The organism is Denitromonas ohlonensis (genome assembly GCF_007625205.1).
Lineage (GTDB): Bacteria > Pseudomonadota > Gammaproteobacteria > Burkholderiales > Rhodocyclaceae > Nitrogeniibacter > Nitrogeniibacter ohlonensis.
In genome coordinates this window covers 34,195-50,069 of record NZ_VMNI01000008.1, presented here as the reverse complement: position 1 = coordinate 50,069, position 15,875 = coordinate 34,195, and the positions used below count along the sequence as shown (strand labels likewise).

At 65.2% G+C, this 15,875-nt stretch carries 14 protein-coding genes; 9 read left to right on the top strand and 5 right to left on the bottom strand.

The window, feature by feature from the left end; all coding sequences use genetic code 11:
* The first annotated feature begins 273 nt into the window (after window positions 1-273).
* From FHP89_RS10040 to FHP89_RS10025, 4 genes are all read left to right on the top strand, one after another.
* The gene (locus FHP89_RS10040; RefSeq protein ID WP_144175703.1) at window positions 274-1,224 is read left to right on the top strand and encodes a TAXI family TRAP transporter solute-binding subunit; all 951 of its coding nucleotides are present in this window, start codon (window positions 274-276) and stop codon (window positions 1,222-1,224) included.
* Window positions 1,225-1,378: 154 nt separating this feature from the next.
* Entirely contained in the window at window positions 1,379-3,418 is a 2,040-nt protein-coding gene (locus FHP89_RS10035; RefSeq protein ID WP_144175702.1) for a TRAP transporter permease, read from the top strand.
* Window positions 3,419-3,431: 13 nt separating this feature from the next.
* The gene (locus FHP89_RS10030; RefSeq protein ID WP_144175701.1) at window positions 3,432-5,366 is read left to right on the top strand and encodes a sensor histidine kinase; all 1,935 of its coding nucleotides are present in this window, start codon (window positions 3,432-3,434) and stop codon (window positions 5,364-5,366) included.
* Window positions 5,367-5,370: 4 nt separating this feature from the next.
* Window positions 5,371-6,702, top strand: a complete 1,332-nt coding sequence (locus FHP89_RS10025; protein WP_144175700.1) for a sigma-54-dependent transcriptional regulator — start codon at window positions 5,371-5,373, stop codon at window positions 6,700-6,702.
* 311 nt (window positions 6,703-7,013) lie between these two features.
* Here FHP89_RS10025 and FHP89_RS10020 read toward each other — a convergent pair whose 3' ends face one another.
* From FHP89_RS10020 to FHP89_RS10010, 3 genes are read right to left on the bottom strand one after another with little or no spacing between them, the layout of a single operon-like run.
* Window positions 7,014-7,571, bottom strand: coding sequence for a hypoxanthine-guanine phosphoribosyltransferase (locus FHP89_RS10020; RefSeq protein WP_144175697.1), 558 nt, complete (start codon window positions 7,569-7,571; stop codon window positions 7,014-7,016).
* Between the two features lie 20 nt (window positions 7,572-7,591).
* Complete coding sequence (locus FHP89_RS10015) at window positions 7,592-8,134, bottom strand: adenine phosphoribosyltransferase (RefSeq protein WP_144175689.1); 543 nt, start codon at window positions 8,132-8,134, stop codon at window positions 7,592-7,594.
* Between the two features lie 8 nt (window positions 8,135-8,142).
* The gene (locus FHP89_RS10010) at window positions 8,143-9,432 is read right to left on the bottom strand and encodes an NCS2 family permease (protein ID WP_144175680.1); all 1,290 of its coding nucleotides are present in this window, start codon (window positions 9,430-9,432) and stop codon (window positions 8,143-8,145) included.
* Window positions 9,433-9,597: 165 nt separating this feature from the next.
* Between FHP89_RS10010 and upp the strand changes: the two genes are divergently transcribed.
* The 3 genes from upp (at window position 9,598) to ribA (ending at window position 12,352) form a co-directional block, all read left to right on the top strand.
* Window positions 9,598-10,230, top strand: a complete 633-nt coding sequence (gene upp, locus FHP89_RS10005) for a uracil phosphoribosyltransferase (protein WP_144175671.1) — start codon at window positions 9,598-9,600, stop codon at window positions 10,228-10,230.
* A 100-nt stretch (window positions 10,231-10,330) separates the two neighbouring features.
* Window positions 10,331-11,575 carry a uracil-xanthine permease family protein gene (locus tag FHP89_RS10000; RefSeq protein ID WP_144175669.1) on the top strand — a complete coding sequence of 415 codons (1,245 nt, stop codon included), beginning with the start codon at window positions 10,331-10,333 and terminating at the stop codon, window positions 11,573-11,575.
* Between the two features lie 117 nt (window positions 11,576-11,692).
* Window positions 11,693-12,352: a GTP cyclohydrolase II gene (gene ribA, locus FHP89_RS09995; RefSeq protein WP_144175667.1), complete on the top strand. Its 660-nt coding sequence runs from the start codon at window positions 11,693-11,695 to the stop codon at window positions 12,350-12,352.
* Between the two features lie 4 nt (window positions 12,353-12,356).
* On the opposite strand, the gene FHP89_RS09990 is transcribed toward ribA, so the two are convergent.
* Both FHP89_RS09990 and FHP89_RS09985 read right to left on the bottom strand, forming a co-directional pair.
* Window positions 12,357-13,619, bottom strand: coding sequence for a nitronate monooxygenase (locus FHP89_RS09990; RefSeq protein WP_144175665.1), 1,263 nt, complete (start codon window positions 13,617-13,619; stop codon window positions 12,357-12,359).
* Between the two features lie 150 nt (window positions 13,620-13,769).
* The gene (locus FHP89_RS09985) at window positions 13,770-14,552 is read right to left on the bottom strand and encodes an exodeoxyribonuclease III (RefSeq protein ID WP_144175664.1); all 783 of its coding nucleotides are present in this window, start codon (window positions 14,550-14,552) and stop codon (window positions 13,770-13,772) included.
* Between the two features lie 35 nt (window positions 14,553-14,587).
* On the opposite strand from FHP89_RS09985, the gene pyrE reads away from it, so the two are divergent.
* The gene (pyrE, locus tag FHP89_RS09980; protein ID WP_144175662.1) at window positions 14,588-15,235 is read left to right on the top strand and encodes an orotate phosphoribosyltransferase; all 648 of its coding nucleotides are present in this window, start codon (window positions 14,588-14,590) and stop codon (window positions 15,233-15,235) included.
* 5 nt (window positions 15,236-15,240) lie between these two features.
* Window positions 15,241-15,864 carry a hypothetical protein gene (locus FHP89_RS09975; protein WP_144175660.1) on the top strand — a complete coding sequence of 208 codons (624 nt, stop codon included), beginning with the start codon at window positions 15,241-15,243 and terminating at the stop codon, window positions 15,862-15,864.
* Window positions 15,865-15,875: the final 11 nt, after the last annotated feature.

Genomic DNA, 15,875 nt, shown 5'->3' with positions numbered 1-15,875 from the left:
CAATTGAGATAACGGCACGACCGCCTGCAGCTTGTGCGGTTTATCGCCCGCGGCTGGCGCGGCGTGTGCGGATATCCGCACGGTCAGCGCTCGGTCGGGCGATGAGTGAATTGCTAAGTGCATGATTTTTTAGAATGAATGTGGGTGTCTCAGGAACTGGCCCGACACTTGCAATAATGTGTCAGGTCGGGCGCGACCGGTGGTGAGTCTCCCTCCCTTTCTTGCCGCCGTGTCGTTTGCCCGCCGACATAACCATCCATGGAGGAGACCACCATGAAATTCATCCGTACCCTGGGGTTCGCAGCGGCAGCCCTGATCGTGTCGACCGGCGTGCAAGCCGAGCAGAAGTTCATCAACGTGCTGACCGGCGGCACCAGTGGCGTGTATTACCCGATGGGCGTGGCCCTGTCCAAGCTGTATGGCGAGGCGCTGCCGAATGCCAAGATCAGCGTGCAATCGACCAAGGCCAGCGCCGAAAACGTGAATCTGCTGCAAGCGGGCCGGGGTGAAGTGGCCTTTGCGCTGGGCGATACGGTGTCCAACGCTTACAAGGGTGTGGAAGAAGCCGGCTTCAAGAAGCCGCTGACCAAGCTGCGTGCCCTCGGCGCGATCTACCCCAACTACATCCAGATCGTGGCCTCCAAGGAATCGGGCATCAAGACGCTGGCTGACCTGAAGGGCAAGCGTATTTCCGTGGGCGCCCCCAAGTCGGGCACCGAACTCAATGCCCGCGCGCTGTTCAAGGCGGCTGGCATGAGCTACGAGGACTTCGCCAAGACCGAGTACCTGCCCTTTGGCGAGTCGGTTGAACTGATGAAGAACCGTCAGCTCGACGCAACCCTGCAGTCGGCCGGCCTGGGCGTGGCCTCGCTGCGCGACCTGTCTTCCGCGATCGAGATCGTGGTGGTGTCCATCCCGGCCGACGTGGTCGAGAAAGTCGGTGACCCGGCCTACGCCGCAGAAGCCATTCCGGCCAACACCTACACCGGCCAGACCGAAGACGTACCGACCGCTGCCGTGCGCAACATCCTCGTGACCCACGAAGATGTCGACGCTGACGCCGTGTATGCCATGACCAAGGCCATGTTCACCAATATGGACCAGATGGTGGCGGCGCATGCGTCAGCCAAGGGCATCACCCTGGAAGGCGCCGCCAAGGCCCTGCCGTTGCCGCTGCACCCGGGTGCCGAGCGTTACTACCGCGAAGCGGGCGTGCTGAAGTAAGACTGTGTGAGCGCGGCGCGCCACGGGTGCGCCGCGGCTGTCACTCAACCGGGGCGGTGCGTGTGCGCGGCCCCGGTTGCTCCCCGCTTCGCATCGCACGGGTCGGGGTTATCCAAACCAAAGGCATGCCGAGATGGCGTGTGAGGAGATCACCATGTCCGAAACTGCCGGACACACGGCGGTGCCCTACGGCTGGAGCGAGGGGGGCGTTGCCCGCACCCTGTTCCTGATCGGCGTCGCTTTTTCCGCATTCCAGATCATCACGGCCTCGCTGAGTCCGCTGTCGTCGCAGATCGTGCGCGCCCTGCATGTGGGCTTCCTGCTGCTGATGACTTTCGGTATTGCCGCCGCCGTTCGCCCGCGCCTCGACGCGCAGGGCGTGGTGTTGTGGCTGATTGGCATCATCGCCTTCGGCATGGCCTTTTATCACTGGGTCTATGAAGGCGACCTGATCCTGCGGGCGGGTGACCCGACCGATATGGATCTGATCATCGGCGCGATCACCGTGGTGATGGTCTTCGAAGCCGCCCGCCGGGTCATCGGTCTGGCGCTGCCGCTGATCTGCCTGAGTTTTCTCGCCTACGCCTTGTTCGGCCAATACCTGCCGGGCGACTGGGCCCACCGTGGCTATGCCTGGTCGCAGGTGATTGACCAGCTCGGCTTCGGCACCGAGGGCATCTACGGCATCCCGACCTATGTGTCGTCGAGCTATATCTTCCTGTTCATCCTGTTCGGCACCTTCCTCGAACAGGCCGGCATGATCCGTTTGTTCACCGACTTCGCGCTCGGCACGGTGGGTCACACCCACGGCGGTCCGGCCAAGGTGTCGGTGGTGTCCTCGGGCCTGATGGGCACCATCAGCGGCTCGGGCGTGGCCAACGTGGTCACCACCGGGCAATTCACCATTCCGCTGATGAAGCGCTTCGGTTACTCCAGCGAGTTTGCCGGCGGCGTCGAGGCGACCAGTTCCATGGGCGGGCAGATCATGCCGCCGGTGATGGGCGCGGTGGCCTTCATCATGGCCGAGACCATCGGCGTGCCCTATGTCGATATCTGCATCGCAGCGGCGATTCCGGCCGCGCTGTATTTCTTTACCGCCTTCCTGATGGTGCACCTCGAGGCCGGCCGCAAAGGCCTGGTCGGTCTGCCCAAGAGCGAATGCCCCAATGCGCTGACCGCGCTCAAGCGCGACTGGCATCTGCTGCTGCCGCTGGCGGTGCTGGTGTATCTGCTGTTTTCGGGCTTCACGCCGCTGTTCTCGGGCACGGTGGGCCTGGCGCTGACCGCGATCCTGATCTTCGGTGGCGCCATTGCGCTGCGGGTCAAGGGCACGGCGCTGCGGGTGGTGTTCTGGGTGGCGCTGGCGCTGGCCTGCTCGGCCTTCCTCAAAGTGGGTATCGAGGTCTTCTTCGGCATCATCGCCGTGCTGGTGGTCGGCTGTTTCATGGTGAAAGGCGGTCGCGACACCCTGCGCGTGGCGGTCAATGCGCTGGCCGAAGGCGCACGTCATGCGCTGCCGGTGGGCGTGGCCTGCGCATTGGTGGGCGTGATCATCGGCTGCCTGACGCTGACCGGCGCGGCCACCATGTTTGCCAACACCATCATCGACCTGGGTCGCGACAGCCTGATCCTGTCGCTGGTGCTGACCATGCTGGTGTGCCTGCTGCTGGGCATGGGCATCCCGACCATTCCCAACTACATCATCACCTCCAGCCTGGCCGCGCCGGCGCTGCTCGAACTGGGCGTGCCGCTGGTGGTCAGCCACATGTTCGTTTTCTACTTCGGCATCATGGCCGACCTGACCCCGCCGGTCGCGCTGGCCGCCTTTGCGGCCGCGCCCATTGCGCGAACATCGGGCATGAAGATTGGCATGCAGGCGCTGCGTATCGCGATCGCCGGTTTCGTCGTGCCTTACATGGCGGTGTACACCCCGGCGCTGATGCTGCAGGGTGACTGGACGGTGCTGTCGGTGCTCTACATCGTGGGCAAGGCGGTGGCGGCCATCATTCTGTGGGGCGCGGCGAGCATCGGCTATCTGGGCGCGCCGCTGGGCTGGCCGATTCGCGTGATCGCCGGTATCGGCGCCGTGTTGCTGGTCACCGCGCAACCGCTCACCGACGAGCTCGGTCTGGCCGTGGCGGCGGGCGTCATGGCCTTCGCCTGGTGGCGTCGCCGGACGGTGGTCGCCGCCTGAGTGGGTGCGCGTCATGTTGGCGGTCGGCGCGACACGCCGTAAGCTGGGGCGCTCCGACGCCGACATTGACGCCATGCCGCTGACCCGAACTGTCTATCGCTTCCTCCAGCCGCTGCTTGTGCTCGGCGCGCTGGCGGTGGTGCTCGGCGTGGGCAGTTATCACGCCTTTCTCAATCGCGAGGCGGCGCAGGTGGCCGAAGCCAGCCAGCTGCGCCTCGACTTCTACCGCCGCACGCTGGAGCAGACGCTAGAGGAATTCCGCCTGCTGCCCAACGTGCTCGGCCTCGACGGGCGGGTGCAAGATCTGCTCGCTGGCGGGCAGGGTGGCGAGCAAACCGCGGCCGTCAATCGCTATCTCGAAGCGGTCAGCCAGGACCCGGTCATCCATGTCATCTACCTGCTCGATGCGAGCGGCTCGGTGCTGGCGTCGAGCAACTGGCGCGAGCCGAACTCCTTCGTTGGCAACAACTACAGCTTCCGGCCGTATTTTCATGAAGCCATGTCAGGCGAGCCGGGGCGCTTCTTTGGCGTGGGCGTGACCACCCAGGAGGCCGGCTATTTTCTGTCGGCGCCGGTCTATGTGGATGGCACCCTCACCGGCGTGGCGGTGGTCAAGATCCGGCTCGATGCCCTCGAAGATGCCTGGCGCCGTTCGGGTGACTTGCTGCTGGTGGCCGACCGGCGGGGTGTGGTGGTGCTGGCCTCGTCACCGAGCTGGAAGTATCGCAGCCTGTTTCCGCTCTCTGGCACCGATCGCGAAGCGCTGGCGCGAACACGGCAGTATCTGAACGCCGACCTGGCACCGCTCAAGGCCACCGACGGTCAGCCCATGCTGACGCCCGATGGCCGGGGCAGACGCCTCAGCCTGGACAACGCCTCGCTGCCCTTTGTGGCCGCCGACGGTCAGGCGCAGGCGCTGCTGTCCGAGTCCATCGAACTGCCCGACTACGGCTGGCGGCTGCTCATCCTGGCCGACCTGACCGACGCCCGAAAACTCGCCACCGTGATGGCGGCCGCGCTGACCTTGGGCGTGTTGCTGCTGTTGATGGCCATCGGCCTGTGGCACATGCGTCGGCGCCGCACGCAGGAGCGCCACGCCGCGCGCGCCGCGCTCGAGCGCGTGCAGGCCGATCTCGAAGCGCGCATTGCCGAGCGCACCGGTGACTTGCTCACCGCCAACCGCACGCTGGAGGCGCGGGTTAGCTCGCTCAAGGACGCCGAGCAAATCCTGACCCGCACCCGGGACACCGCGGTGCAGGCCGGCAAGCTGGCGGTGCTCGGGCAAATGGCGGCAGGGGTGACCCACGAACTCAACCAGCCGCTGGCGGCGCTGACCACGCTGGCCGATAATGCGCGCCGCTTCATCGAGCGCGACAAGCCCGAGGCGGCCGCCGACAATCTTGAGCACATCTCGCGCGTGGCCCAGCGCATGGGCCGCATCGTCGCGCAGCTCAAAACCTTCTCGCGCAAGAGCGGCGATGCGCTCACCCCGGTGGACGTGGCCGACGCCATCGACAATGCGCTGCTGCTGGTCGAATCGAAACGCCAGAGCGCCGACGTGACGGTGTCGGTGCGCCACGGCGTGCCCGGCCTCACGGTCAAGGCCGACATCACCCGGCTGGAGCAGGTCATCGTCAATCTGGCGGTCAACGCGATTGATGCGATGGAGGGCGCGGCCGCCCGTGAGCTGTCGATTGATACCCGCATCGAGGCGGGCGAGGGCATCATCTGTCTGCGCGACACCGGCGGCGGCATCGACCCGCAAGTGTGGCCGCATCTGTTTGAGCCGTTTTTCACCACCAAGCCGATTGGCAAAGGCCTGGGCCTGGGGCTGGCGATCTCGCGGCTGATCGCCGAGAGCCTGCACGGCTCGCTCAGCGCCGCCAACGATGACGGTGGCGGGGCCTGTTTTGAACTGCGCCTGCCACTGGCGCGAGGGGAGTTGTAAGCGCATGGCCGAGCATCGACCGCATGTGATCGTGATCGAAGACGACCCGCAGGTGCGCCTTGGCATCGAGCAGGCGCTCGAGCTGGACGACCTGCCGGTGCGCGGCTTCGATGCCGCCGAGCCGGCGCTGGCGCGCATCGGGCCAGACTTTCCCGGCACCGTGGTGTGCGATGTGCGTCTGCCGGGCATGGACGGGCTCGCCCTGTTGCGCGCGGTGATGGCCATCGACCGCGAGATTCCGGTGGTGCTGATCACCGGCCACGGTGGCATCACCATGGCCGTCGCCGCCATGCGCGAAGGCGCCTACGATTTCATCGAAAAACCGTTTTCTTCCGACCGGCTGGTCGAAGTCGTGCGCCGCGCCCACGACCGCCGCGCGCTGGTCATCGAGAACCGCCGCCTCAAGGCCAGCCTGTCGGCCCGCGAAGCCGTGCCGCTGATCGGCGATGCGCCGCCCATGCAGCGGGTGCGCCACACCATCGCCGCCATCGGCCCGACCGAAGCCGACGTGCTCATCTACGGTGAAACCGGCACCGGCAAGGAAGTCGCCGCGCGCGCCATCCATGCCGCCAGCGGGCGAAGTGGCGAGTTTGTGGCGATCAACTGCGGGGCGCTGCCCGAGACGGTGTTCGAGTCCGAAATCTTCGGTCATGAGGCCGGCGCGTTTACCGGCGCGCTCAAGCGGCGCATCGGCAAGATCGAGCATGCCCGCGGCGGCACCTTGTTTCTCGACGAAATCGAAACCATGCCCGCCATCTTGCAGGTCAAGCTGCTGCGGGTGCTGCAGGAGCGAGTGGTTGAGCGCCTCGGCAGCAATGCCGCGATTCCTGTGGATTGCCGCCTCATCGCCGCCAGCAAGGCCGATCTGAAGGCCTTGTCCGACGCCGGGCAGTTCCGCAGCGATCTGTATTACCGCTTGAATGTGGTCGGCCTGGAGCTGCCGCCGCTACGCGAACGCAAGGCCGACATCCCCTTGCTGGCCGGCCACTTCCTGCGTGAAGCCGCCGCCCGCTACCGCTGCGACCCACCGATGTGGGGCGAGGACGACATGGCGGCGTGGATGGCGCAGGACTGGCCCGGCAATGTGCGCGAACTGCGCAACGCGGTCGACCGCTTCTGTCTCGGCGTGGCCGTGCGTCGACCGGCCGCCGACACCACCGGCGGTTCGCTGGCCCGGCAGGTCGAAGGCTTCGAGCGCCAGGTCATCGAATCCGCCCTGCGCCAGACCCACGGCAACGTCACCTCCGCCGCCGAGCTGCTCGACACCCCGCGCAAGACGCTCTACGACAAGCTCAACCGGCACCACCTGTTTCCCGAGGATTTTCGGGGGGAGTGAGGCCAGGATTTCGTAGGGCGGATAAGCGCAGCGCATCCGCCGATTCTCGGCGCAATCATGACCGATGGCGGATGCGCCTTCGGCTTATCCGCCCTACGAGAGGCGAGCGTGTCCGGTGGCCGTTGTGTGTCAGCGGCGTAGGGTGGGTGGCTTGCCACCCACCAAAACAGCGCCGTAGGTTGGGTTGAGCAACGCGAAGCCCAACATCCGATGTGGCAGGATGCACCAATGTTGTGTTGGGCTTCGCTACGCTCAACCCGACCTACGACAGGGTGACGGGCGGATAAGCAAAGCGCATCCGACCCGATGCCTCAGTGCCCCTTCAGCGCGTAAATCCCCGGCGCATTCCGCCAGTAGCCCTTGTAATCCATGCCGCAGCCAAACAGGAAGCGGTCGGCGATGTCCATGCCGGTGAAGTCGGCGCGCATGCCGGGGCTGGCTTTGCGGTCATGGTCTTTGTGCACCAGCACGGCGGTGTGCACGGCCACGGCGCCTTCGGCCTGCAGGTGCTCGACGATGGCGGTCAGGGTGTGGCCTTCGTCGAGGATGTCGTCGAGCACGAGCACGGTGCGGCCGCGCAGGTCCTGGGTGGGGCGGACGCGCCAGTCGAGCAGGTTGCCTTGCAGGGCGTGGCCGTAGCGGGTGGCGTGCAGGTAGGCGACTTCGAGCGGGAAGTTGAGTCGCGGCAGCAGGCGGCCGGCGAGGATCAGGCCGCCGTTCATGACCACGAAGACCAGCGGGTTGGTGTTGCGCAGCGGCTCGGTGATCTCGGCGGCCATGCGGTCCAGCGCGGTTTCGACGGCGGCGTTGTCGGCGAGGCAGTCGGCCTCTTCCATGGCGCGGCGGATTTCTTTCATATCAACAGACATGGCAATTCCAGATTCGGTGTTTAGTGGCCGGCGTAGTCGACCAGGGTAAAGAGTTCGAGGCCGGCGGCGCGCAGCAGGGCCGAGCCGCCCAGCTCGGGCAGATCGACGATGGCCGCGCCTTCGACGATGGTGGCGCCGAGGCGCTCAATGAGTTTCTTGGCGGCCATCATGGTGCCGCCGGTGGCGATCAGGTCGTCGATCAGCAGCACGCGATCGCCGGGTTTGACGGCGTCGGTATGCAGTTCGACGGTGGCCGAGCCGTATTCGAGTTCGTATTCTTCCGACACGGTCGTGAAGGGCAGTTTGCCTTTTTTGCGTACCGGCACGAAGCCGACGTTCAGCTCATGGGCGACCACCGCGCCGAGGATGAAGCCGCGCGCGTCGATGCCGGCGACCACGTCGATGTGCTGCGGCATGTAGCGCACCACCAGGGTCTGCACCATGAGCCGGAAGCTGACCGGGTCTTGCAGCACCGGGGTGATGTCGCGGAACTGAACGCCCGCCTGCGGCCAGTCGGAGACGGTGCGGATGCGCTGGCGGAGGATCTCGGCGGCGCTTTGCATGGTGTCGCTCACAGGAAGATGAACTTGACGAGGAACACGCCGGCGATGACGACCACCGCCATCGACAGATCACGCGCGCGGCCGGCCAGCAGCTTGATGACCACATAGCTGAGGAAGCCAAAGGCGATGCCGTGGGCGACCGAGAAGGTGAAGGGCATGGTGATGGCGGTGATGACCGCGGGGGCGGTTTCGGTCATGTCGTCCCAGTCGATCTCGGCCAGGCCGCGGGTCATGAGAATGGCGACATAGATGAGCGCCGGGGCGGTGGCGAAAGCGGGCACGCTGCCGGCCAGCGGGGCGAGCACCAGTGCGGCCAGAAAGCACAGCGCGACCACGACGGCGGTGAGGCCGGTGCGCCCGCCCACGGCGGTGCCGGCGGCGGATTCGATGTAGGCGGTGGTCGACGAGGTGCCCATCGCGGCGCCGGCGGCGATGGCGGTGGAGTCGGACAGCAGGGCGCGCGACAGGCGCGGCAGCTTGCCGTCCTTGTCGAGCAGGCCGGCGCGGTGCGCCACCCCAATCAGCGTGCCCGAGGCGTCGAAGAGCTCGACCAGGAAGAAGGTCATGATGACGGTGAGCAGGCCGGCATTGAGCGCGCCGGCGATGTCCATCTGCATCAGCGTGGGCATCAGCGAGGGCGGCGCGGCAAACACGCCGCCGAAGCTGCTCTGGCCGGTGAGGATGCCGGCGACGGTGACCACCAGGATGCCGATGATGATCGCGCCCGGCACCTTGCGGTGGGCCAGCGCGGCGATGATCACGAAGCCGATGGCGGCGAAGATCGGGCCTGGCGCATGCAGATCGCCGAGGGTGACCAGGGTGGCCGGGTGCCCGGTGATGATGCCGGCGTTCTTGAGGCCGATGATGGCCAGGAACAGGCCGATGCCGGCCGAGATCGACAGCTTGAGCGAGTGCGGGATGGCATTGACGATCCATTCGCGGATGCGGAACAGGCTGATGATGATGAACAGGCAGCCGGAGATGAACACCGCGCCCAGTGCGGCCTGCCAGGTGAAGCCCATGCCCTGCACGACGGCAAAGGCAAAGTAGGCATTCAGGCCCATGCCCGGCGCCAGCGCGATCGGGTAGTTGGCCCACAGGCCCATGATCAGCGAACCGAGTGCGGCGGCCAGACAGGTGGCGACAAACACCGCGTCTTTCGGCATGCCCGCGGCCGACAGGATGTCGGGGTTCACGAAGATGATGTAGGCCATGGTCAGAAAGATGGTCAGACCGGCCAGTACCTCGGTTCGCACGGTGGTGCCGTGGGCCCGGAGTTGGAAGAACTTATCGAGCATGGTGGGGGTAGCTTGCGCGAGAAAACACCGGATTCTATTGGAAGCACGACCGTTCGCCCACCGGGGGGATCAAGTCTGGGACGGACGGCGCTTGGCAGAGTAAACTAGCGCGATTTGCTGCGACGCACCCTGCGCCCGGTAGCTACTTCGATTTTGCCCGCCGCCATGTCCATTACCGAAATCTCCCATCCGCTCGTCAAGCACAAGATCGGCCTGATGCGCGAAGCCGATATCAGCACCAAGAAATTCCGCGAGCTGACCGCTGAAATTGCCCGGCTTCTGGCGTATGAGGCGTGCCAGGACTTTCCGCTCGAAACGGTGACCATCGCCGGCTGGGCCGGGCCGGTGGAGGTGGAGCAGATCAAGGGCAAGAAGGTGACGGTGGTGCCGATCCTGCGCGCCGGCCTCGGCATGCTCGATGGTGTGCTCGACATGATCCCCAGCGCCAAGGTGAGCGTGGCGGGCATCGCGCGCAACGAAGAAACCCTGCGCCCCGAGCCCTATTTCGAGAAGTTCGTCGGCCATCTGGCCGAGCGCATGGCGATCATCATCGACCCGATGCTGGCCACCGGCGGCTCGATGGCGGCGACGGTCGAGATGCTCAAGCGCAAGGGCTGCACCCATATCAAGGCGCTGGTGCTGGTCGCCGCGCCCGAGGGCATCGCGCTGATGGCCGAGCAGCATCCGGATGTGGACATCTACACCGCGAGCATCGACAGCCACCTCAACGAAGTCGGCTACATCATCCCCGGCCTCGGGGACGCTGGCGACAAGATTTTCGGGACCAAGCACGGGTAATCACCAGGCGATCCGGACGCCGTGGCGGGTGATCCCCGCAGGCGCTCCGCACACACCAGAACGCAAACAGGGGCACGACCCCGTTCAGGAGAAATGCAGCATGCGTGAGCTTCCCATCGAGGGTGCCGATCCGCTCTGGCGCCAGGCCATTGCCGGCGCACAGATTTTGTTCGTGGCCTTTGGCGCGCTGGTGCTGGTGCCGCTGCTCACCGGCCTCAACCCCAGCCTGGCGCTGCTGGGCGCGGGCGTGGGTACGCTGCTGTTTCAGGCGGTGACCGGCCGGCAGGTGCCGATTTTCCTGGGGTCCAGCTTCGCCTTCATCGCGCCGATCATCTACGCCACCCAAACCTGGGGCGTGTCGGCCACCATGGGCGCGCTGGCCTGCGTGAGCCTGGTTTACTTCGTGTTTGCCGCGCTGGTGCGCAAGCACGGTGCCGAGATCGTGCATCGCTTCATGCCGCCGGTGGTGATCGGGCCGATCATCATGATCATCGGTTTGTCGCTGGCCGCGGTGGCGGTGAACATGGCGATGGGCAAGAGCGGCGATGGCAAGATCGAGTTGGTGCCCTACGCGACGGCGATGGCGGTGGCGACGGCCTCGCTGCTGACCACGGTGGTGGTGTCGATTTTTGCGCGCGGCTTCCTGCGTCTGGTGCCGATTCTGGCGGGCGTGCTGGTCGGTTACGTGCTGAGCGTGATGCTCGGGCTGGTCGATCTGAGCAAGATCGCCGATGCGCCGTGGTTTGCCCTGCCGGCCTTTGTGACGCCGAGCTTCGAGTGGGCGGCGGTGCTGTTCATGCTCCCGGTGGCGCTGGCCCCGGCCATCGAGCATGTGGGCGACGTGGTCGCCATCGGCGGCATCACCGGCAAGGATTACACCGAGAAGCCGGGCCTGCATCGTACGCTCGCCGGCGATGGCCTGGCGGTGTTGTTTGCTGGTCTGATCGGCGGCCCGCCGGTGACCACCTATTCGGAAGTGACCGGCGCGGTCACGCTGACCCGCAACTTCAACCCGGCGGTGATGACCTGGGCCGCGGTGCTGGCCATCTTCATGGCCTTTTTTGGCAAATTCAACGCCATTTTGCAGTCGGTGCCGGTGCCGGTGATGGGTGGCATCATGATGCTGCTGTTCGGCTCGGTGGCCAGCATCGGCCTGAAGACGCTGATCGCGGCGCGGGTGAACATGGACGAGCCGCGCAATCTGGTGATCGTCTCCACCGTGCTGGTGTGCGGCATCGGCGGGCTGGCGGTGAACCTCGACGGCTTCAGCCTGCAAGGCGTGAGCCTGTGCGGTGTGGCGGCGATCGGCCTGCATCTGCTGCTGCCGGAGCGTCGCAGCGCTTGAATGAACGAGAGGGCAGCGATACTGTCATCTGTAAGCCAGGTCGCGACATGGCGCTCGCGACCCTCGACCGCTCCGGTGGCGAGACAACAAAAAAACGCCCCGCTAGGAGAGCATTGAATGACCCTTCGTTTTGTCGAAGCCTGCAAGCTGCCCAACCGTTTCGGCGTCTTTACGCTGCATGGCTTTGAGGATACCGACACCGGGATCGAGCATCTGGCCATCACCCATGGCGACATCGCCGACGGCACGCCGGTGCTGGCGCGCATCCACTCCGAGTGCCTGACCGGCGACAGCCTGTTCAGCGAGCGCTGCGACTGCGGCTATCAGCTTGAAGCGGCGATGCGCCAGATCGTGGCCGAGGGGCGGGGGGTGATTCTGTACCTGCGCCAGGAAGGCCGCGGCATTGGCCTGCTCAACAAGATTCGCGCCTACAAATTGCAGGACGAAGGCGCGGACACGGTCGAGGCCAACGAGCAACTCGGCTTCCCGGCCGACATGCGCGACTTCGGCATCTGTCAGCCGATGCTGGCGCACTTGGGCGTGAAGTCACTGCGCCTGATGACCAACAACCCGCGCAAGCTCGAGAGCATGCGTCAGCATGGCTTGATGGTGGTCGAGCGGGTGCCGCTGCAGGTTGGGCGCAATCCGCACAACACCGACTACCTCGATACCAAGGCCAACAAGCTGGGACATCTGATGAAGCCCGCCGTGGCCTACCGCGCGCCCCACCGTAAAGCAGATGGTGGGGCGTCGGCGCCCGAGCGGGAAACCGCCTGAGCGCTCAGGCGGTAGTGGAAATCAGTTCAGGCAGGGCAATTTTGTTGTCCTTGCTGAACTGGTAGTCCTTGAACACATGCTCGGCGGTGAGTAGCTGATAGCTGCCGTCGTCGTTCTGGCGCGTGGTGTCTTTCAGGCGATAGGTGTAGTGCCCGCAGGTCCAGCACTCGAAGTTGCGCATGTGGGTGCACAGACAGGTCTTGTCCATCACCTTGACGCGCTTGGCGCCGGGATGCAGCGCGACTTCGCGGTTGTAGGCTTCGATGTACTGGCAGTTGCCCTTGGCGTCGAGCAGGTAGCCGTAGGCTTCGCAGTTCGGGCGGATGCCGTCGCCGATCGCCGGGCTGCTCTTGAGCATGCGCATCGGATAGCCGGTGGGCGAGATCTGATTCACCTCGATACCGTCTTCTTCGGCCGTCAGGTAGTGCTGTTGCACGTCTTCAGGCAGGCCGCATTCATGCGTGACCGTAAAGCGTGTGGCCACCTGAACCGCGGCGGCGCCGGCTTCGAGGAAGTTCACTGCATCGGTGCCGGTGAAGATGCCGCCGGCCGGAATCACCGGGATCTCGAGCTGCTCGGTTTTCAGCCAGGCCTGGATCTCGTTGGTGATGGTGGCCAGGTCGTACTCGGCCCAGTCCATGCCAAAGCCGAGGTGACCGCCGGCCAGCGGGCCTTCGACCACCACGTAATCGGGCAGGCGACCGGTACGGGCGCTCTTCTTGAGAAACAACTGCAACGCGCGCAGCGACGACACGATGATGCCCAGATGCACATCGCGGAAGCGCGGGTGATCTTCGATCAGGGCGAAAGAGCCCAGGTGCAGACCGGCGGCCAGGGTGATGCCCTCGATGCCGGCATCCATGGCCGCTCGCAGACGAACGCGCAGGGTTTCCCTGGGCGCGTTCATGGTCAGCTTTTCCATGCAGTTGATGAAGATCAGCCCCGGGCCGCGTTTGGCCTCCATGGTGGCGCTGACGTGGCGAGCGGTCGCCTCGGCGAGCATGTCCATGTTGAACTGCACGACGGACTTGTCGGAGTTCGCGACGTTGAATTTGTACTGCTGGAGTTTGTCCTTGACGTACTTGGTCTTGAAGCGGCGGTCAGACACCGTCGGCACCATGGCATCGGAAATATGCCCGACACCGCCCAGGCGCGCGGCTTCAAGGGATAGTTCGGCGGCGGAAATATCCACCCCCATGCCACCTACCATAATGGGCACGAGCTCGTGCTTGCCCAGTCGCAGGCGGAAATCATCTACGCATTTCATTCGGTCAGTGCCCCCCATGGCTGAACCACCATTATCGCGCACTCGCCTGATTTACGCAGGTTTTTGCCGGATGAACTGAAAATGTCCGAGTGAAAATGACGTTGTCACTTGCCGGACGGCCGTGATGACCGGCCTTTCGGCGCTTGCCGGTCACAGGCTGATGTCGTAATCGACGGTCAGTGGCGCGTGGTCGCTGAAACGTTCGTCCTTGTAGACCGACGTGGCCCTGGCGGTGAGCGCGGTGCCCGGCGTGGCGATCTGGTAGTCCAGTCGCCAGCCCACGTTCTTGGCCCAGGCCTGACCGCGGTTGGACCACCACGTATAGCACGCGTCGGTCGCGTCCGGATGCAGGGTGCGATATACATCGACCCAGCCCACTTCGTCAAACAGGCGGGTCAGCCAGGCGCGCTCTTCGGGCAGGAAGCCGGAATTCTTCTTGTTGGACTTCCAGTTGGTGAGGTCGGCCTCGCGGTGGGCGATGTTCCAGTCACCGCAGATGATCACCTCGCGGCCGCTGGCGATCAGCTCGGCCATGTGCGGCATAAAGATGTCCATGAAGCGGTACTTGGCGGCCTGCCGTTCTTCCGAGCTGGAGCCAGAGGGCAGGTAGAGGGAGACCACCGACAGCGTGCCGAAGTCGGCCTGAAGGTAGCGGCCTTCGGCATCGAATTCGGCGTTGCCCAGGCCTTCGATCACCCGGTCGGGTGCGCGTCGGCTGTAGATCCCGACGCCGCTGTAGCCGCGTTTGTCGGCGCAGTGGAAAAATCCGTGGTAACCCGGCGGGGCGAGCATCTCCTCGGAGAGGTCTGGGCGCTGGGCCTTGAGCTCTTGCAGGCAGACGATGTCGGCGCTCTGATTCGACATCCAGGCAAAAAAGCCCTTACGTTCTGCCGATCGGATGCCGTTGAGGTTGATAGTGATGACGCGTAACATTCGGTGTCTTGAGAATCATTCTGATTGAGGCCAACGTGGATTTTAGCCGGGATTTCATTGCACTGGCCTGTGACAAGGGCGTGCTGCGCTTTGGCGAGTTTATGACCAAGGCGGGGCGCAAGTCGCCCTATTTCTTCAACGCCGGGTTGTTCAACGACGGCGCGTCCTTCGGCGCGCTGTGCAGTTTTTATGCGCGGGCCATACTCGCCTCAGGGCTTGACGCGACCATGCTGTTTGGCCCGGCCTACAAGGGCATCCCCCTGGTGGCCGGCACCGCCATGCGGCTGGCCGAGCAGGGCGTGAACCTGCCCTACTGCTTCAACCGCAAGGAAGCCAAGGACCATGGCGAGGGCGGCACGCTGGTGGGCGCGCCGCTGGCCGGCCGGGTGTTGATTCTTGATGACGTGATCTCCGCCGGGACTTCCGTGCGCGAGTCGGTCGAGATCATCCGCGCGCATGGCGCCACGCCTGCGGGCGTGGTGATCGCGCTCGATCGCATGGAACGCGGGCAGGGCGCTTTGTCGGCGGTGCAGGAAGTGCAGGCGCAATTCGACATGCCAGTGATCGCCGTGGCGACGCTGACCGATCTGATCGGCTATCTGGGCGACAGCCCCGATCTGGCCGCCAACCTGTCGGCCGTGCAGGCCTATCGCGACGCCTATGGCGTTGCACCGCAAGGGTAATGCTCATGATGATCCGCTGCCTGGCTGCGATCGGCCTGATGTTCGCCAGTGTGCTGAGTACGCCGGTGAGCGCGGCCGGCGCGATTTTGTGTTGTGAAAGCGCCGAAGGGCGTCGGGTGTGCGGCGATGTGCTGCCGCAGGCCTGCTACGGCCGGGCTTACCGGCGCGTGGCATCGGACGGCACCGTCATCGAGCGGATCGCCGCGCCAATGAGCGAGGCCGAGCGGATTGCGGCCGAGCGTGAATCGCGCCTGCGCGAACTCGAAGACGCGCGCCGCCGTAGCCAGCGCTTGCAGGACCGGGCACTGCTCGACACCTACCGCAGTGCCGCCGATATCGATCAGCGCGAGAGCCGCGCCATAGGTGAAATCGAACACGATCTGGCCAAGGCCAAAGAGCGCCAGGTGCAGTTGCAGCAAAGTCATGAGCGCTTGCAGGAAGAGGCCAAGCTGCACCCGACCGGTGCCGTGCCGGCCGATCTGACCCAGGCCATTCGCGACAATCAGTCAGAACTGGCTGCGCAGGAAACCGTCATCGACGCCAAGCTCAAGAACATCGAAGCCGTGCGTGCCCGTTACTCGCGCGACCGCGAACGCTACCGGTCGCTGACCAGCCCCGCCGCGCGCTGAGCGGCGCCAAC